This window comes from Sphingomonas sp. SP5, assembly GCF_058313455.1.
In genome coordinates this window covers 148,455-165,185 of record NZ_JBZFLF010000006.1, presented here as the reverse complement: position 1 = coordinate 165,185, position 16,731 = coordinate 148,455, and the positions used below count along the sequence as shown (strand labels likewise).

At 68.9% G+C, this 16,731-nt stretch carries 11 protein-coding genes and 1 riboswitch; of the genes, 4 read left to right on the top strand and 7 right to left on the bottom strand.

Features of this window, described 5'->3' with window-relative positions:
• Window position 1: 1 nt before the first annotated feature.
• Window positions 2-736: a polysaccharide biosynthesis/export family protein gene (locus AC4GY7_RS15235; protein ID WP_491115634.1), complete on the bottom strand. Its 735-nt coding sequence runs from the start codon at window positions 734-736 to the stop codon at window positions 2-4.
• A 137-nt stretch (window positions 737-873) separates the two neighbouring features.
• Between AC4GY7_RS15235 and AC4GY7_RS15230 the strand changes: the two genes are divergently transcribed.
• Together AC4GY7_RS15230 and AC4GY7_RS15225 are read left to right on the top strand one after the other, a co-directional pair.
• Window positions 874-2,907: an exopolysaccharide transport family protein gene (locus AC4GY7_RS15230; RefSeq protein WP_491115632.1), complete on the top strand. Its 2,034-nt coding sequence runs from the start codon at window positions 874-876 to the stop codon at window positions 2,905-2,907.
• Window positions 2,908-2,995: 88 nt separating this feature from the next.
• Window positions 2,996-4,006 (top strand): aldo/keto reductase, encoded by a 1,011-nt coding sequence (locus AC4GY7_RS15225; RefSeq protein WP_491115630.1) that lies wholly within the window; start codon window positions 2,996-2,998, stop codon window positions 4,004-4,006.
• 32 nt (window positions 4,007-4,038) lie between these two features.
• On the opposite strand, the gene AC4GY7_RS15220 is transcribed toward AC4GY7_RS15225, so the two are convergent.
• The gene (locus AC4GY7_RS15220) at window positions 4,039-4,311 is read right to left on the bottom strand and encodes a hypothetical protein (protein ID WP_491115628.1); all 273 of its coding nucleotides are present in this window, start codon (window positions 4,309-4,311) and stop codon (window positions 4,039-4,041) included.
• A 107-nt stretch (window positions 4,312-4,418) separates the two neighbouring features.
• Here AC4GY7_RS15220 and AC4GY7_RS15215 point away from each other — a divergent pair, with 107 nt between their 5' ends.
• Together AC4GY7_RS15215 and AC4GY7_RS15210 are read left to right on the top strand one after the other, a co-directional pair.
• Entirely contained in the window at window positions 4,419-5,936 is a 1,518-nt protein-coding gene (locus tag AC4GY7_RS15215; RefSeq protein WP_491115626.1) for a tryptophan halogenase family protein, read from the top strand.
• 250 nt (window positions 5,937-6,186) lie between these two features.
• Window positions 6,187-8,778, top strand: coding sequence for a TonB-dependent receptor domain-containing protein (locus AC4GY7_RS15210; protein ID WP_491115624.1), 2,592 nt, complete (start codon window positions 6,187-6,189; stop codon window positions 8,776-8,778).
• Window positions 8,779-8,848: 70 nt separating this feature from the next.
• Here AC4GY7_RS15210 and AC4GY7_RS15205 read toward each other — a convergent pair whose 3' ends face one another.
• From AC4GY7_RS15205 to cobU, 5 genes are all read right to left on the bottom strand, one after another.
• Window positions 8,849-11,059 (bottom strand): alpha-galactosidase, encoded by a 2,211-nt coding sequence (locus AC4GY7_RS15205; RefSeq protein WP_491115622.1) that lies wholly within the window; start codon window positions 11,057-11,059, stop codon window positions 8,849-8,851.
• Window positions 11,056-12,216 (bottom strand): glycoside hydrolase family 68 protein, encoded by a 1,161-nt coding sequence (locus AC4GY7_RS15200; RefSeq protein ID WP_491115621.1) that lies wholly within the window; start codon window positions 12,214-12,216, stop codon window positions 11,056-11,058. The genes AC4GY7_RS15205 and AC4GY7_RS15200 overlap by 4 nt, the downstream gene beginning before the upstream one ends.
• Window positions 12,213-14,342, bottom strand: a complete 2,130-nt coding sequence (locus tag AC4GY7_RS15195; protein WP_491115619.1) for an alpha-galactosidase — start codon at window positions 14,340-14,342, stop codon at window positions 12,213-12,215. Before AC4GY7_RS15195 ends, AC4GY7_RS15200 begins: the two co-directional genes overlap by 4 nt.
• The gene (locus AC4GY7_RS15190; protein WP_491115617.1) at window positions 14,339-15,679 is read right to left on the bottom strand and encodes an MFS transporter; all 1,341 of its coding nucleotides are present in this window, start codon (window positions 15,677-15,679) and stop codon (window positions 14,339-14,341) included. The genes AC4GY7_RS15195 and AC4GY7_RS15190 overlap by 4 nt, the downstream gene beginning before the upstream one ends.
• A gap of 175 nt (window positions 15,680-15,854) precedes the next feature.
• Window positions 15,855-16,409, bottom strand: a complete 555-nt coding sequence (cobU, locus tag AC4GY7_RS15185) for a bifunctional adenosylcobinamide kinase/adenosylcobinamide-phosphate guanylyltransferase (protein ID WP_491115615.1) — start codon at window positions 16,407-16,409, stop codon at window positions 15,855-15,857.
• Between the two features lie 25 nt (window positions 16,410-16,434).
• Window positions 16,435-16,637, top strand: a riboswitch (cobalamin riboswitch).
• Window positions 16,638-16,731 lie beyond the last annotated feature (94 nt).

The following is a 16,731-nucleotide window of genomic DNA, read 5'->3' as shown; positions in this document are numbered from 1 at the left end:
GCTAGCGGGTGAAGACCGCGTTGGTGTTGCCGATGCTGTAGTTGAGGCTGCGGCTGAACGGCAGCAGCCGGTTGATATGCTGGTCGATCCACAGGTCCGCCTCGGCGATCGACGATCGCGGCACGAACACGATGTCCTGCGGTTGCAGCGCGATGCCGGTGGCGATACCGCGGCGGGTATAGTCGCGTAGGTCGGCGTGGCGCTGGACGATGGTGCCCTCGGGCGTGCGGTGGATCACCACCACCTGCCGGGTGCGCGCGGTGTCGAGCATGCCGCCGGCGCTGATGACCGCCTGCATCGGGTCCATCGCCTGGGTCAGCTTCACCGCGCCCGGCTGGCGCACCTCGCCACCGACGTAGATCACCGCGCCATATTGCCGGATCGCCACTGTCGGCCGCGCATCCTCCACCACGCCCAGCCGGCGCAGGTCGGTGGAGATCAGGCGCGCGACCTCGTCCACCGTCCGCCCGCCGAGCGGCAGGTTGCCGACCAGCGGCATCGCGAATCGACCATCGGGGCCGACCGGGCCGGCATGGTCGAGTTCGGGATTGTAGGGAAAGGTGACGGCCAGCTCATCGCCCGGCGCGATGCGATAGACCTGCTCGACAGGCGGCGGCGGGGCGGCGGTATCGACGCGTGCGAAGCCGGCGTCCCGCGGGGGCGCAGTGGCGCATCCCTGCACCAGCGCGCCCGCCAGCAGCGCCGTCGCCCATCGTGTTCCTGCCCGTTTCGACATGGCCGTCGTCCTGATCCCTGTTCGGTGCGCCCTCTGCCTTCCGACTAGCCGACAAGCCTTAATGGAACGGTAAGCGAGCGCGGCGATAAGGACCGGACCGAACGGGACTTTCCTTCACCCACGCAAGATCGGCGGGCATGCTCGATTTCACCTCTTCCAGTCAGGCGCTCGAAACGTCGCGTACGCCGGCTCCCTTCGCGCTGCGCGACTTGCTGAACGGCCTGTTCTACTATCGGCGCGTCGCGCTGATCGTGGCGGGCGTGATGATCGCGCTCGGCGTGCTGGCCGCGCTGCTGATGCCGCCGACCTACAGTGCGGAGGCACGGCTGCTGCCGCTCAGCACCGGCATCTACGACATGCAGGATACCGGCAACGCGCCGCAGCCGGGCCAGGTGCTCGATCCGGTCGCCGTCGCCAATGTCGAATTGCAGATGCTCGGCAGCCTGGAACTGCACCGCGCCGTGGTGCGCGAGCAGCTGCCGCCCAACGCCGCCCCGGCCGAGGTGAATGCCGCGCTGGAGCGATTCGAATCGCACCTCCACGTCACCAAGGCGAACGATGCCAATGTCATCGAGCTGACCTACACGGCGCGCGATCCGCAACAGGCGGCGGCGACGCTGCGGCGGCTGATCGCGCATTATTTGGAAACGCGTGCGAACGTGCTGACCGCGGGCCGCGTGACGTTCCTGGAGCAGCAGCGCGACGCCGTCCGCCGCCAGCTCGACGCCGCCAACGCGCGCATCGTCACCTATCAGCGCGACAACGGCATCGTCGATATCGGCGCACAGGTGGCCGGCGCGGTCGCGCAGGACGACCTGCTGCGCAAGAACAAGCTCGATGCCGACGCCGCGCTCGCCGACGCCAGCCGCAGCCTGTCCTCGCTGCGCGCCGACACTCGCGGCATGCCGGCGAACGTCGAACTCTACAGCGACAACACCGAAGCCGCCCGCGCCCTGGGCGAGATGCAGGCATCGCTGCTGACCTTGCAGGCGAAGCGCGCCGACCTCGCGTCGCGCTTCATGAAAGGCTCGCCGCAGGTCACGCAGATCGACCGGCAGATCGCCAATGTGCAGGGCACGATCGACCAGCAAAGGCGCAACATGGTGCAGACGCGCCGCACCGGGCGCAACCAGCTGTTCGACACGACGCGCGACCGGGTGGTGCAGACGCAGGCGAGCCTTGCCGGTACCCAGGCGCGCGCCGGCGCCCTCGCCACGCAGATGGCGCAGTCCAAGGCGCGGCTCGATCAGCTCAATGCAATCGGCGATAGGCTGACCGCGATGAAGCTGGAGCGCGACGTGCTCGCCGACAGCTACAAATCGCTCGCCGGCCAGGTCGCGCAGGCGCGGGTGCAGCTCAACCAGGCGTCCGACGCCGGCAGCCCCAGCGTGCGGGTGATCGAGGCGCCGACGCCGCCCGCCAAGCGCAACAATCCGCCGCTGCTGCTGATCGCGGGCAGCATCGTCGCCGCCATCCTGATCGCGGGCACCACCGTGTTCGTACTCGGCAGCCTGCGCGAGGTGTTCCTGTCGCCGATCGAGGTGGAGCGTGCGCTCGGTCTCACCGTGCTGGCGGCGCCCATGGCGCCTGACGGGGACGTCAATCCGAACGAGCAGCGCGATTACGGCCGCCTCGTCGGCGCGATCGACGCGATGGGCGGGCGCGACGGACGTGCGGTGCTGCTCGTCGCGCCAACCGCCAAGATGAGCCTGCAGGAGGCGGCGCTCGGCATCGGCCGCACGATCGTGCGGCGCCGGCGCGGGCGCGTCGTGCTGGTCCGCTTCGCCGATCATGCGCCGGTGCCCGAGCGCGCCGACGCCATCGAGATGGAGGCGTTCGAGGACATGGATACCGCCGTCCTCGGCATCGCCGCCTGTTCGGGACAGCGGCTCGACCGGCGGCTGATCGGCGAACTCAAGCTGCGCTACGGCTATGTCGTGGTCACCGCCCCGCCGGTCGCCGACGGGTTCGAAGGCGTCGAGCTCGCCCAGTCGGTCGACGGCGTCGTCGCGGTGATCGAGGCGGAGGCGACGCGGCGCCCGGTGGCACGCGCGATGATGGCGCAGCTGCGCGATGCGGCGGCACCCATGCTCGGCGCCGTCCTGCTCGGCCGCCGCTCGCACATTCCGCCGCGCCTCTATCGCCTGCTGTTCGAGCGGCGCCTGCGCTGAGCGTTCGCCAGCGTACGATTGCCGGGGCTGACGGATACCGAACCCGTGCTGCCGTGTTCCCCCTGCTCAACGGCAAGGGTGTTCCCGCATGGCTCAGCAGCGTTATCGTCCGCCCCATGACTTCGGCCTCGGCGGGGTAGCGATCGGCAACGAATTCCAGTTCGCGACCGACGAACAGGCCGAAGCGACGCTCGCCGCCGCCTGGGACGCGGGCGTGCGCTATTTCGACGTGTCGCCCTGGTATGGCCTGGGGCTCGCCGAACGCCGCTTCGGCCGGTTCCTCGCCCGCAAGCCGCGCCACGAATTCGTCCTCTCGTCCAAGGTCGGCAAGCTGCTCCGCGCCAGCCGCGACCATGACGCCAAGCGCTATTTCCCCTTCACCACTTCCCCCAACACGCCGCATTTCGACTACACCGCCGACGGCGTGCTGCGCTCGATCGAGGACAGCTTGCAGCGTTTGGGCCTCGACCGGCTCGACATCGTCTTCGTCCACGATCTGTCGCCGGACAATCCCTACCTGCCCGACGATTGGGAAACGCTGTGGCCGGTGGCGGAGCAGGGCGCTTTCCCGGCGCTGACCCGGTTGCGCGAAGAGGGCGTGATCGATGGCTGGGGGATGGGCGTCAACTGCCCGCAGCCGATCCTGCGCTGCCTGGAGGTCGCCGATAGCGACGTCCACCTGCTCGCCAGCCAATATTCGCTGGTCGATCATGCCAATGCAGTGGAGCAGGTGTTCCCCAGTGCGCGTGAGGCGGGCGTCAGCTTCGTGATGGGATCGGCGCTCAACGCCGGCTTCCTCGGCGGCGCGCCGCGCTATAACTATGGCGAGGAGAACACGCTGATCCCTGCCGACAAGCGCGAACGCATGGAGCAGTTGCGCACGATCGCCGCGCAGCACGGCGTCGATCTCGTCGCCGCCTCGCTCCAGTTCGCGCAGGCGCCGGACGTGGCGGCCTCGCTGATCGTCGGCACCGCCTCGCCGACGCACCTGCTCGCCGACCATGCCGCGCTGCGGGCGAAGATCCCGGCCGCCTTCTGGCAGGCGCTGCGGGCGGAGGGGGTCCTCCACCCGGATGCGGCGGTGCCGGAGGGGGCGTAGGCACTGCCCGTCACCCCTGACCCGACCTGCGTTCAGTCCGACGCGGTGTGCTCCACCCGGATCGCCGGTTCGGCGGCCACCGCGCCGCCGCTGCCGGCGAGCATCCCGTTCAGCGACCCACCGCTCATGCCCAGTTCCGCCATCAGCCCGTTGATCAGCGGGCCGCCGACGCGATAGCGCATCGCCGCGGCGACCGCGGGCAGCGCCTCGATGATGCCGATGCCGACCATCACCACGAACGCGATCGCGAACGGCAGATAAGGGGGCGTCAGCAATTGGGCGAACATGGTTGCAAGGGCTATCACGCGCGTTCGATCCTGTCAGGCGCGTAATGACCGTACCATCGCCCGGCGGACGGCTTGCGGATCGGTTCGCAATGGGCGAACGATAGGTCCATGATGGCGAGGGCAGGATGAGCGATACCGATGCGGCGGCGATCCGCGCCATCCTGATCGTCGGCGGCGGTACCGCGGGGTGGATGACCGCTGCGGCGCTGGCGCATGCCCTGCCGCGCGGGTGCACGATCACCCTGGTCGAATCCGACGACATCGGCACGGTCGGCGTCGGCGAGGCGACGATCCCGCCGATCAAGCTGTTCAACGACACGCTGGGCATCGACGAAGCCGAGTTCCTGCGCGAGACGAAGGGCACCTTCAAGCTCGGCATCGAATTCATCGACTGGGCGAAGCAGGGCCATCGCTACTTCCACCCCTTCGGCACCTTCGGCAAGCCGTTCGATCTCGTCGCCGTGCACCAGCATTGGCTGGCGGCGCGGGCGGCGGGCGGGCGGGTGCCGCTGGATGATCTGTCGATGGCGTGGGGCGCAGCGAAGCGCGGCCGCTTCGCCGCGCCGATGGCCGATCCGCGCAGCGTCGCCTCGACCTTCGACTATGCCTATCATTTCGATGCCGGCCTCTATGCGCGCTTCCTGCGCCGCTATGCCGAGGCGCGCGGCGTCATCCGCGTCGAGGGGCGGATCGCCGATGTCGCCCGCGACGGGACGAGCGGCGATGTCGCCGGGGTCACGCTCGACGGCGGGCGGCGGCTGGCGGCGGACCTGTTCGTCGATTGCTCGGGCTTTCGCGGCCTGCTGATCGAAGGCGCGCTCGCCACCGGTTACGAGGACTGGACGCATTGGCTGCCCTGCGATCGGGCAGTGGCGGTGCCGTGCGTCACCGGCGGCGACGGGTTGACGCCCTACACCCGCTCGACGGCGCGCGGCGCGGGGTGGCAATGGCGCATCCCATTGCAGCACCGCACCGGCAACGGCTACGTCTATTGCAGCCGCCACCTGTCCGATGACGAGGCGGCGGCGACGCTGATGGCGAACCTCGACGGCGAGGCATTGGCGGAGCCGCGGCACCTGCGCTTCACCACCGGCCGGCGGCGGCTGTTCTGGAACCGCAACGTCGTCGCGATCGGGCTCGCCAGCGGTTTCATGGAGCCGCTCGAATCGACCAGCATCCACCTCATCCAGGCCGGCATCGCCAAGCTGCTCGCCTATTTCCCCAGGGGGCGCAGCGATCCCCTGGCGGCGGCGGAATATAATCGCGTCGCGATCACCGAATATGAGCGCATCCGCGATTTCCTGATCCTGCATTACAAGCTGACCGCGCGCGACGATGCGCCGCTATGGCGCGAATGCGCGGCGATGCCGATCCCCGATACGCTCGCGCTCAAGATCGCCCATTTCCGTGAGGCGGGCCGTCTGCTGGCGCGCGACATGGACCTGTTCGGTCCGGCAAGCTGGCTGGCGGTGCATATCGGCCAGTTCAACATCCCCGCCGCGGTCGATCCTCTGCTCGGCTATGGCGGCGGAGCGGCGGCGAGCGCCACCTTCGTCGACCGTCTGGCAGGTGCGATCGCCGGCATGGCGGAGTCGATGCCGACCCACGCGGACTATCTCAAGCGCATCGGCGCTGCAGCGTAGCGTAGCGTAGCGCTGGGAAGGGGCGGTTCCACCAACCCTTCGCGCTGAGCCGCCTCAGGCCAAAATGAATGGCGGGAGGCGTATGAGGCGATAGCATCTACCCCGACGCCGTCCCCCTGCCGATGTTGCAACAAGGCAACAACCTCCTCTCACCAGCAATCGTTTGCAATCCGATGTTGCAAACGATTGCTGGTCTGATATGGATCAGTTGTTAGCCTCCAAAGCGGGGCACCTGAGGAGGAGAGATGCCATGACGATGAAGGTGCTGCTCACCTGCGGCTCGACGATCGCGATGACTGCGATGTTCGCCGCTGCCCCCGTCGCCGCCCAGACGACGCCGGCTGCGCCCGCGAGCGCCACGACACCCGCTGCGGATCAGGCGGCTGCGGCCGGTGCGATCCCCGATGCGGCGGCGCAAAGCGAGGACATCGTCGTCACCGCTTCCACCGGCGAACGCTCGCGCTTCCGCAGCTCGATCTCGGTGTCGCAGCTCAGCAACGAAGCGATCCAGAACTTCACGCCGCGCTCGGTCGCCGAGATCCTGCGCAACGTGCCGGGACTCCAGCCGTCCGACACGGCGGGTCCGGGCGGCAACGCCAACATCGGCGTGCGCGGCATCCCGGTGTCGACCGGTGGTTCGGAATATGTCGCGCTACAGGAAGACGGCCTGCCCGACGTGCTGTTCGGCGACATCAACTTCGGCAACAACGACTATTGGATCCGCTTCGACCAGAACGTGAAGACGGTCGAGGCGGTGCGCGGCGGCTCGGCCTCCACCTTCGCCAGCCAGGCGCCGGGCGCGGTCATCAACTTCATCAGCAAGACGGGTGAAAAGGCGGGGGGCGAGGTCGCCTACAGCAACGGCCTCGGCTTCCGCGAACACCGCGTCGATTTCGATTACGGTGCGCCGATCGACGACACGACCCGCTTCCACATCGGCGGCTATGCGCGCAACGGCGGCGGCTACACCAACGAGAATTTCAACATCCTGCGCGGCTATCAGATCAAGGCCAACCTGACCAAGGATCTGCCCGACAACCGCGGCTACATCCGGCTGCTGTTCAAGCGGCTCGACGAACAGGCGCCGACGAACACGACCACGCCGTCGCTGGCGACGGTGAAGGGCAATACGATCAGCAACTTCCAGCCGCTGCCGACCTTCGATGGGCGCGATGGCTCCGCCTATTCAATCTATAACCGCTATTTCCAGTATCTCGACTACGACGGCGGCGGCATCAAGACGGCCGAGATGCAGGGCATCCATCCTCGCGTCACCAGCATCGGCGCGCAGTTCCACTATGACATCAGCGACAACCTGACCTTGGACGACACGATCCGCTATCAGTGGATCAGCGGCAATTTCACGACGCAGTTCATCAACGTCACCAACCGCGTCAACACGGTCGCAGGCGTGTCCTGCGCGGCGACGTCGCCGGGCGCGAACGGCGTGATCGGCTCGTGCGTCAACGGCCAGATCGTGGGCTCGATCCGCTATGCGGCGGGGCCGAACGCGGGGCAGGTCTATACCGGCAGCTACATCAACAACAATCCGAACATCAACACGTTGATGAAGAACATGAACAACTTCGCCAACAACCTGACGCTGAACGGCAAGTTCGACGTCGGCCCCGGCAAGGCGCGGGTGACGGCGGGTGTGTTCGTGATGAAGCAGAACATCGTCCAGGACTGGCACGTCAACCGCCAGTTCAGCGAGCTGAACGGCACCAATGCGGCACCGCTCGATCTGTTTTCGACCACCGGTACGCAGCTGACGGCCGCGGGGCAGGCCGGGTTCAACGACAATTGGGGCAGCTGCTGCGCCCGCCGCGTCGACCTCACCTATACCGATGCCGCACCGTTCCTGCAGGTCGGCTATGAGGTCGGCGGGCTGAACCTCGACGCCAGCGTCCGCTATGACAGCGTGCATGGCGAAGGCACCGCGCAGGGCGGCGTCGCCGGTCCGACGACGCAGGTCCGCGACGCGCTGGGCGTTGCGCTGATCCCGTCGCTGGTGCTCAGCGCCACGCCCGAGAAGATCGATTATACCGACCATTACGTCAGCTGGTCGCTGGGTGCGCTCTATGCGTTCAGCAACAACACCAGCGTCTTCGCCCGCGCCAGCCGCGGCGGCCGCTTCAACGCCGACCGGCGCGTGCTGTCGGGCAATTTCAACGCCGACGGTTCGCTCAACGCGCAGGGGCAGGCGACCTCGGTAAACTTCCTCAACCAGCAGGAAATCGGTCTGAAGCAGCGCGGCGGCGTGCTCGGCGGGTCGTATTCGGTCGAGATCACCGGCTTCCACTCGACGCTGACCGAGAACAACTACGACTTCACCCGCATCAACCAGCCGGCGCCGAACAACAATCCCAACATCTCGAACGGCTATCGGTCCTATGGCGTCGAGTTCTCGAGCCGGTTCAACGCGGGCAACTTCAACCTGGCGGTCGATGCGACCTATGCTGCCTCGAAGATCGTCAGCAGCGCGACCGCGGCGCTGGTCGGCAACAAGCCGGGCGGCCTGCCCGACTTCCTGTTCGTCGTCTCGCCCTCCTACGATGCCGGGCCGGTCGCCTTCGGCGTCAGCGTCAACGGCCAGACGAGCACCAAGTCGGACGATTTCAACCTCTACACGATCAAGGGCTCGACCTTCGTCAACGGCTTCGTGACCGTGCGCCCGACCGAGCGCGTCGAGCTGGGGCTGAACGTCAACAACCTGTTCGACAAGCTCGGCTTCCGCGGCGGCGGCAGCCTGGGGCCGACGGTCTCCTCGACCACCGCCGTCTTCAACAACACCGCGCTCTACGGGCGCACGGTGACGGGCTCGGTCCGCTACCGCTTCTGACGGGTTTCCCGGTTCTTCCCCGGAAGGGGCGGGGCGGCTTCGGCCGCTCCGCCTTTTTGTGCGCGCGACCCTACAAGGCCTCGAACACGAAGGCCGCACCCGCGAAATCGCCCTTCAGCGGCGCCCGCAGGCCCGTCGCCATCCAATAGGCGCCGCTCGCGCTGGCCGGCACGCCGTCCGGCAGCGCGCCGCCGCCGAGCATCCGCACCGCATAGCGCCGCGCCGGATCGAGCCCCTGGGGCAGGATCGCCGGCGGATTGTCGCGCCACATCGACGAATGCAGCATCTGGAACAGCACCGCCTGCCGCCCGTCCCGGCCGACATACATCGTCGCCGAAGTGGAGGCGGACGCTTCCGGGCTGACGAGGCGGTAGAGATTGCCGCGCTGCACGGTCGCCCGGATCGTCTTGTAGGCGGCGATCCATTTCGATGCGGTGGCGACATCCTCCGCCTGCCATTTCAGCAGATTGGCACCGATGCCCAGCCCGCCCTGCATCGCCGACAGGAACCGGTAGTCGAGGCTGGTGACGCGCGTGTTCGCCCAGTTCGGGCTGTCCGTCACCCAGGCCATCATCACCGCCGGCGTGTAGGCATGGGTGAAGCCGTCCTGGATCGCCAGCCGGTCGGAGGGATCGGTATTGTCCGACGGCCACACCTCGTCCACCCAGCGCAGCATGCCGAGGTCGACGCGGCCGCCGCCGCCGGCGCAGCCTTCGATCTCCAGCGCCGGGTGGCGCCGCCGCAGTTCGGCGAGGATCCAGTAGAGGTTGCGGACGTAATCGACATACAACCGCTGCTGGTCGGCGGGCGACGCGCCGGGCCAGCCGGGTTCGGTCCAGCGCCGGTTCACGTCCCACTTGAGAAAGGCGATGTCGTTCTCGCTCACCAGCCGGTCGAGCCAGCCGAGGATATGGTCGCGCACGTCGGTCCGCGCGAGGTTGAGGACGAGCTGGTTGCGCGCCTCGGTCCGCGGCCGGCCGGGAAAGCCGATCACCCAGTCGGGATGCTTGCGATAGAGATCGCTGTCCGGATTGACCGATTCGGGTTCGACCCACAGGCCGAAATCCATGCCCAGCCCCTTCACCTTGTCGATCAGCGGCTTGAGGCCATGCGGGAACTTGCGCGGATTGACCGTCCAGTCGCCCAGGCCCGCACGGTCGCTGTCGCGCGCGCCGAACCAGCCGTCGTCGACGACGAAGCGTTCGGCGCCGATCGCCGCCGCCTTCTCCGCCAGCGCCATCTGGCCCGCCTCGGTGACGTCGAAGGTGGTCGCTTCCCAGCTGTTGTAGAGCACCGGGCGCAGCTTTGCGCGGGCATGCTCGGGCAGGATGTGCGCCAGCTGGAAGGCGTGGAAATCGCGTGACGCCTCGCCCATGCCATGGCCCGAATAGCCGACGTAGAACACCGGCGTCTCCAGCGTCTCGCCGGGTTTCAGGCTCCAGCCGAAGTCATAGGGATTGAAGCCGCCGGCGATGCGCACGCGGCCGAGCACGTCCTGCGCGACGCTGATCCGGAACGATCCCGACCAGGCGAGCCCGCCGTACCAGACGGGGCCGTGCGCCTCGTCCGTCTGCCCGGTCTTGCCGATCGCGAACCACGGATTGTTGGCATGGCCGGTCAGGCCGCGGCGGCTCTCGATCGCGGTCAGCGCCGGGGTGACCGGCACATCCTTCAGCGTCCATTCGGCGGCGTGGCGGCCGGTGAGATAGCTCAGCCGGTAATCGTCGCCGGCGGGCAAGGTGAAGACCGCGGCGGCGATCTGGTTGATGCGCACCGGTCGCCTGCCGCCGTTGCGCACGCTTGCCGAGCGGGCGAGCACGCCGGTCGCCGGGTCTATCGTGTAGCGCAACGTGACGAAGAAGGGCTGGCTGATATCGGCAAGCTCGACCGTCAGCGTCTCGCCATCGACGCGGTGGCTGCGATATTTCAGCACGAGGTCGCGATTGCCGTCGGCAAAGGCGACCTTGATGCCGGGATCGGTGACCAGGCCTTCGCCCTGACCCGGATATTCCTGCGCGGTGACGGTCGGCGCGGGATCGAAGCTGGAAGGTTCGGCGACGATCGGCGGCGCCAGCGGGTCGCCCTCGGCGACGGCGGCACCCCAGTGGATGGGGCGCAGATAGCCCTTGTCGTCGACCCCCAGCGCATAGGTGACGCCGTTGCCGTCCAGCCGGAACACGCGCGCACCGGCCGGGGCGGTGACCCGCGCCTCCGCCGTCTGCGCGTGCGTGAGGATGGGCAGGGCGAGGAGGGGAAGGGCGAGCAGCAGGCGGTGCCTCATCGCGCCATCTCCACCCGCGCCGCGTCGCCATCGAGGATCAGGCGGAACCACGGCGCCGCGGTGCCGCCGAAATGCGCGCGGCGGGTGGCGGCGGTGTCGGGCACGGCGCCGTTGAGGCCCCAGGCATCGACGAAGCTCAGCACGTCCAGCTCGCCGGTCACCCACCAGCAATAGGCCTGGTACGGCTCCTGGCGCGGATTAGCGGCGACGAGGCCCGATCCGTTGAGCGGCCGCCACGGCCCGGTCATCGCATCGGCCACCATGCCATAAAGGCCGGTCGGCGCACCGATGCCCGGAGCGAAGCGCTTCGCTTGCGTCGACCAGAACAGATAATAGCGCCCATCCCGATGGATGACGTGCGGCCGCTCCAGTTCGCTGTTGACGCCGATCGCCTCGACCAGCGGCGGCGCCAGCGACCAGGGCGCATCGGCACGCGCGCGGCGGGCGACGCCGATCACGCCGTCGTGCACCTCCTCCGCCCAACCGGCCGAACCGACGAACAGCAGGTATTCGGCACCGTCATGGGGATCGCGAAACACGCCGGGATCGCGAAAGCCCTTGATCCGTCCGTCGGTCGCCGCCGCCTCGTCGGCGCGCAGATAGGTGTCGCCGTCCGCCGCGACGGATTCGACCGGCACCGTCCAGTCGCTCAGCCGTCCATCCACGAAGCGCCCGCGCGTCTCGAACAGGCGCTGTTCGAAGGTGCGCGGCGCCCCGCGCCGGCCGGCGGCGGTGAAATACATCGTCAGCGTCGTCTCGTCCGCGTCGAGCACCGCCGATCCCGACCATTCCCGGCTGCCCGGTGCGAAGCCGTCGGGAAAGGCATCGCCATGGTCGCGCCAGCCGTCGGCACCGTGGCTCGTCAGCCGGATACGCGCGGCATCGTGGCGATCGTCGGGGTCGTCGAAGCGCGGCGTCGCAAGGAAGAACCACCAGCTGCGGCCCTGATGCAGCACGCTGCGTCCGTCGGCATAGGCGATCTGCCACATGTCCCACACGTCGTGGCCGGGCAGCACCGGCACGACATCGGCGGCGGCGATGACGGGCAGCGCGGCGGCGGGCTGGTCCGCGGCGCGGCGGGCATCCTCGGCGCGCCAATGGGTGGTGACGGGGGCGGGCGCTGCGGCGAACGAAGCGGAGGGGGCAGGACGGGTCATAGAGTCTCCAGCGCGAAGAGCGCGACGCTCTCCGCCTTCATCGCCGGCAGCGGCAGGCCGGCCTGGGCGAGCCAGTCGCCATCGAACGTCACGCCGCCCTCGCGCCCCTGTTCCCACCCATGTCCGCGCATGACGGCGAACAGCGGCGCATCGGGGGCGGGGTGGCCATCCTCGGTGGCGAGGTCGATCAGGCGCACGCGGGTCGCGCCCGCGCCGGCGAGCGGCGGCAGCGTCAGGGCAGGGGGATGGCGCAGGGTGGTCGGTGCAACGCGGGTGACGCTCAGCAGCAGGTCGCCCGGTTCGCCGTGCATCTGCCAGACGAGACCGTCCGGTCCTTCGCCCAGCCAGACGCGGCCATGGTGCAGCCGGTCGCGCAGCGCCTTGTAGCGCGCGATCCCCGCGGCCAGCACCTCGGCTTCGCGCACGCCCATAGCGGCGGGATCCAGCTCGACGCCAAGATGGCCGGGCAGCGCCACGGCGGTGCGGAACGCCATGCCCTGCCGCCGGCCGGTGGAATGCGCCGGCGAAGCGCCGACGTGCGCGCCCATCATCTCGGGCGGCATGAAATGCAGGAAGCCGCGCTGCATCGCGACGCGGCTCACCGCATCGATACAGTCGCTGGTCCAGAACCGGTGCGTGCGGGCGGCGATGCCGGCATCGATCCGGCCGCCGCCGCCGGCGCACGCCTCGATCTCCAGCGTCGGGTGCGCCGCGCGCAGCCGGTCGAACAGCGCATAGGCGCCCAGCACCTGCGCGTGGTAGCCGGCATGGCCGCGCGCATCGCCGGCCGGGGCGAGATCGCGGTTGTGGTCCCATTTTAGATAGGCGATCGGCAGGTCGCGCAGCAGCGCGTCGATCGCATCGAACAGATGATCGCGCACCGCTTCCCGGCCCATGTCGAGCACCAGCTGATTGCGCGCCGTCAGCAGCGGCACGCCGTCCAGTTGCAACGCCCAATCGGGATGCGCGCGGGCAAGATCGCTGTCCGGATTGACCATCTCCGGTTCGACCCACAGGCCGAAACTCAGCCCCAGCCCGGTGACGTGGCGGGCGAGCGGCCCCAGGCCGCGTGGATATTTGCGCGGATCGGCCGTCCAGTCGCCCAGGGCGGCGGTGTCGTCGTCGCGGCCCCGGAACCAGCCATCGTCGAGCACGAACCGCTCCACGCCCAGGGCGGCGGCCCGATCGGCCAGCGCCATCAGCGCCGCCTCGTCATGGTCGAAGTAGAAGCCTTCCCAGCTGTTCACATGCACCTGCCGCGGCGGCATGCCGTCCGCCGGCCAGGGCGCGCGGGCGCGCACCGCGGCGTGGAAGGCCTGGATCGCGCCGTTGAGGCCCGCGGGCGAACAGGTCGCCAGCATCTCCGGGCTGTCGTACCGCTCGCCGGGTGCCAGCCGGATCTCGCCGGGGGCCAGCGCCTCGCCCATCTGCAACGTCCAGAACCCGTCGTCGTCGCGCTCGACGGCGAGGCGGTGGTTGCCCGACCAGGCGAGCTGCGCGGCATGGACGCGGCCGCCATGCCACCCCGCCTCCGGCCCCATCACGAACAGCCCCGGCGGCCCGGCATGACCGGTGAGGCCGCGGTGGTTCTCACGCAGCCAGCCGTGCGCGGGCATCGGCTCCGCTTGGGGCACGAATTCGGCATTGTGGCGGCCGGTGAAGCTGCGGATGCCGGCGCAATCGGCGGGCAGCGGCAGCGTACCCGCGGCAAGCCAAGCGACGTCGAGCACATCGTCGCCGCGATTGACGACGCTGGCCGACAGCGTCGCCACATCGCCGGCGAGGGCGATCCGCTGTACCAGGGCGACCTCGGCGGCGTCGTCGACCAGGGTGACGGTCACCGTATCCTCCGCCTCCACGATCGCCTCCACCACGAAACGCTGCGCGAAGGCGCGCCCGCCGCGATGCGCATGCAGCGCCGCGGGGCCGAACCAGCCGGTGCCGAACGCCGGCGCCACGGTCAGCGGCTGGTCGTGGTCGAGCGAAAAGGACGCTGCCGGCCGCACGTCCGCCAGCGGCGGCAGCCCCGTCGCAGCGACGCGCGGCCCCCACCAGCGCCAAACCGGCGGCGCCTCGCCGCGCGGCTCCAGCACCAGGCTGCTGGACGGGCCGTGGAGCGCGATCATGCCGCGGTCATGCCGACCGGCAGCCCTTCGGCGTTGCGCGCGCGCACGCTCCACACCGCGGCGGCGGCGGCGAACATCAGCACCCCGCACAGCGTCAGAACGTGCCGCGGATCGCCGCCGAGCAGGGTGTCGTAGAACGCCCACATCGTGGCCGAGAAGATCAGCATCGGAATGACGATCATCATGTTGAAGATCCCCATGTAGACGCCGGTCCGCTCCGGCGGGATCGACCCTGCGAGGATCACGTACGGGTTGCCCATGATGCTCGCCCAGCCGATGCCGACGCCGATCGCGGGCAGGAACAGCATCCATTTCTCGGTGACGTGCGGCAGCCACAGCATGCCGATCCCGGCGAGCACCAGGCAGGCCGCATGCAGGCTCGCCGCGCCGATCCGCTTGGCGAGCGGCACCATCGCAAAGGCGGCGACGAAGGCGACGGCATTGTACCACGCCGCCATCTCGCCATTGGTCAGCACCGCCGAATGGAAGCCGGTCGAGGTGGCGACATTGGTGCCGTACACCGACCGGCCGATCGCATAGATGACGTACGCCCAATAGGCCGCCATCGCATACCATTGGAACAGGCTCATCAGAGCCAGCTTGCGCATCGCCACCGGCATGTCGCGGATCGCCGCACCGATCTCGGCGAGTACCGCGCCCGGCGTCTTGGGCTCGGCGGCGATGCGGGCGCGCTCGGCGGTGGTCAGCGGCAGCTCGGGGACCCGGCGGATCGACCAGACGATCGTCCCGAAGCTCAGCGCGGCGCCGACCATGAACGCGATCCGCGCGGTATAGGGGATGTTGTGCGCGTCGACCCAATCCTGGTTCATCCCCGCCCAGACGAGCAGCGACGGGGTCAGGAACGCGAGCATCTGCGCAAGGCCGGTGAACGCCGACTGGGTGAGGAAGCCGATCTGGTGCTGGTTGGCGTTCAGCCGGTCGGACACATAGGCGCGATAGGGCTCCATGGTGATGTTGTTGCCGGCATCGAGGATCCACAGCATCGACACCGCCATCAGCAGCGACGACGACAGCGGCATGCAGAACAGCCCGATCGCGCACAGCAGGGCGCCGACCAGGAAATAGGGCGTCCGCCGCCCCCAGCGGGAATCGGTACGATCGCTCATCGCGCCGATCAGCGGCTGGACGAGCAGGCCCGTGATCGGCCCCGCCAGCTGCAACAGCGGCAGCGATGCCTCCGCTGCGCCCAAGTAGCTGTAGATCGGCGCCATGTTGCCCTGCTGCAGCCCGAAACTGAATTGCAGCCCGAGGAAACCCAGATTCATCTCAAGCACCCGTCCCAACGACAGCTGCGGCTTGGAGTCAGGCATGCGCATCGGCGTCCTCTCTGGCGATGGGCCCGTCTCCGGCGAGCTTGTGCGGCATCGTACCATCATCCGCTGCAAACACAACAATCGATTGCAGCTATCCTTCCTCTCCCGACGGCAGCCAAATGGTGGAGGGGGGGCAGCGATGCCATTGACCGGACAGGACGTAGCTTGCCCCCCTCCGTCACGCCTTCGGCGCGCCACCTCCCCCTGGCGGGGGAGGATCGGAGTGCTGGAATCGCTGCAACGGCAGCATCAGGCCGGCGACCACGAAATAGGTCGCGTCCGCCATCCCGGCGACCGCCTGATTGAGGCGCCCCGCGGCATCGCGGAACCGGCGGCCGAGCGGGTGGTCGGGGACGATGCCCATGCCGACCTCGTTACTCACCACGTATACCGGCACCGGCGCTCGGGATAAGGTCGTCAGCAGATCGGTGGTGCGCGCCGCGATGTCATGCTCGCCAAGCATCAGGTTCGACAGCCACAGGGTCAGGCAGTCGACCAGCACCGCGCCTTCGCCGATACCGCCGATCGCCTCGGGCAGCGCCAGCGGACATTCGATCGTCGTCCAGCGTGTATCGCGATCCGCGCGGTGGTGCGCGATGCGCTCACGCATCTCGTCGTCATGCGCCTCTGCCGTAGCGAGATAGTGCAGCGGTCCCGCATGCCCCTCCGCCGCACCTTGCGCCAGCCGGCTCTTGCCGGAGCGTGCGCCGCCCAGGAACACCATCGTCGCCATCTTGCCTTCGTCTCCCCATCGCCCTAGGGGCGCCGACGCGACAGGTTCCCAGAGATGGGATGAAAAGGGAACCCGGAAGCGAGCCGCGCTCGCCATCCGGGGCTGCCCCCGCAACTGTGACCGGCGAGCCTTTGCTCCTTCCGCGCGCCACTGGATCTCACGATCCGGGAAGGCCGGGCAAGGCGACGACCCGGGAGCCAGGAGACCTGCCCGTCGCGGTTGTCCTTCGTGCCGACGGGGTGTGCGGTGCGATCGAGGTGTTCCTCGCGTGACGACGGTGTTGGGGGCGTTGCGTGGGCGGACCGGTTCCGGCTGCCGCGGC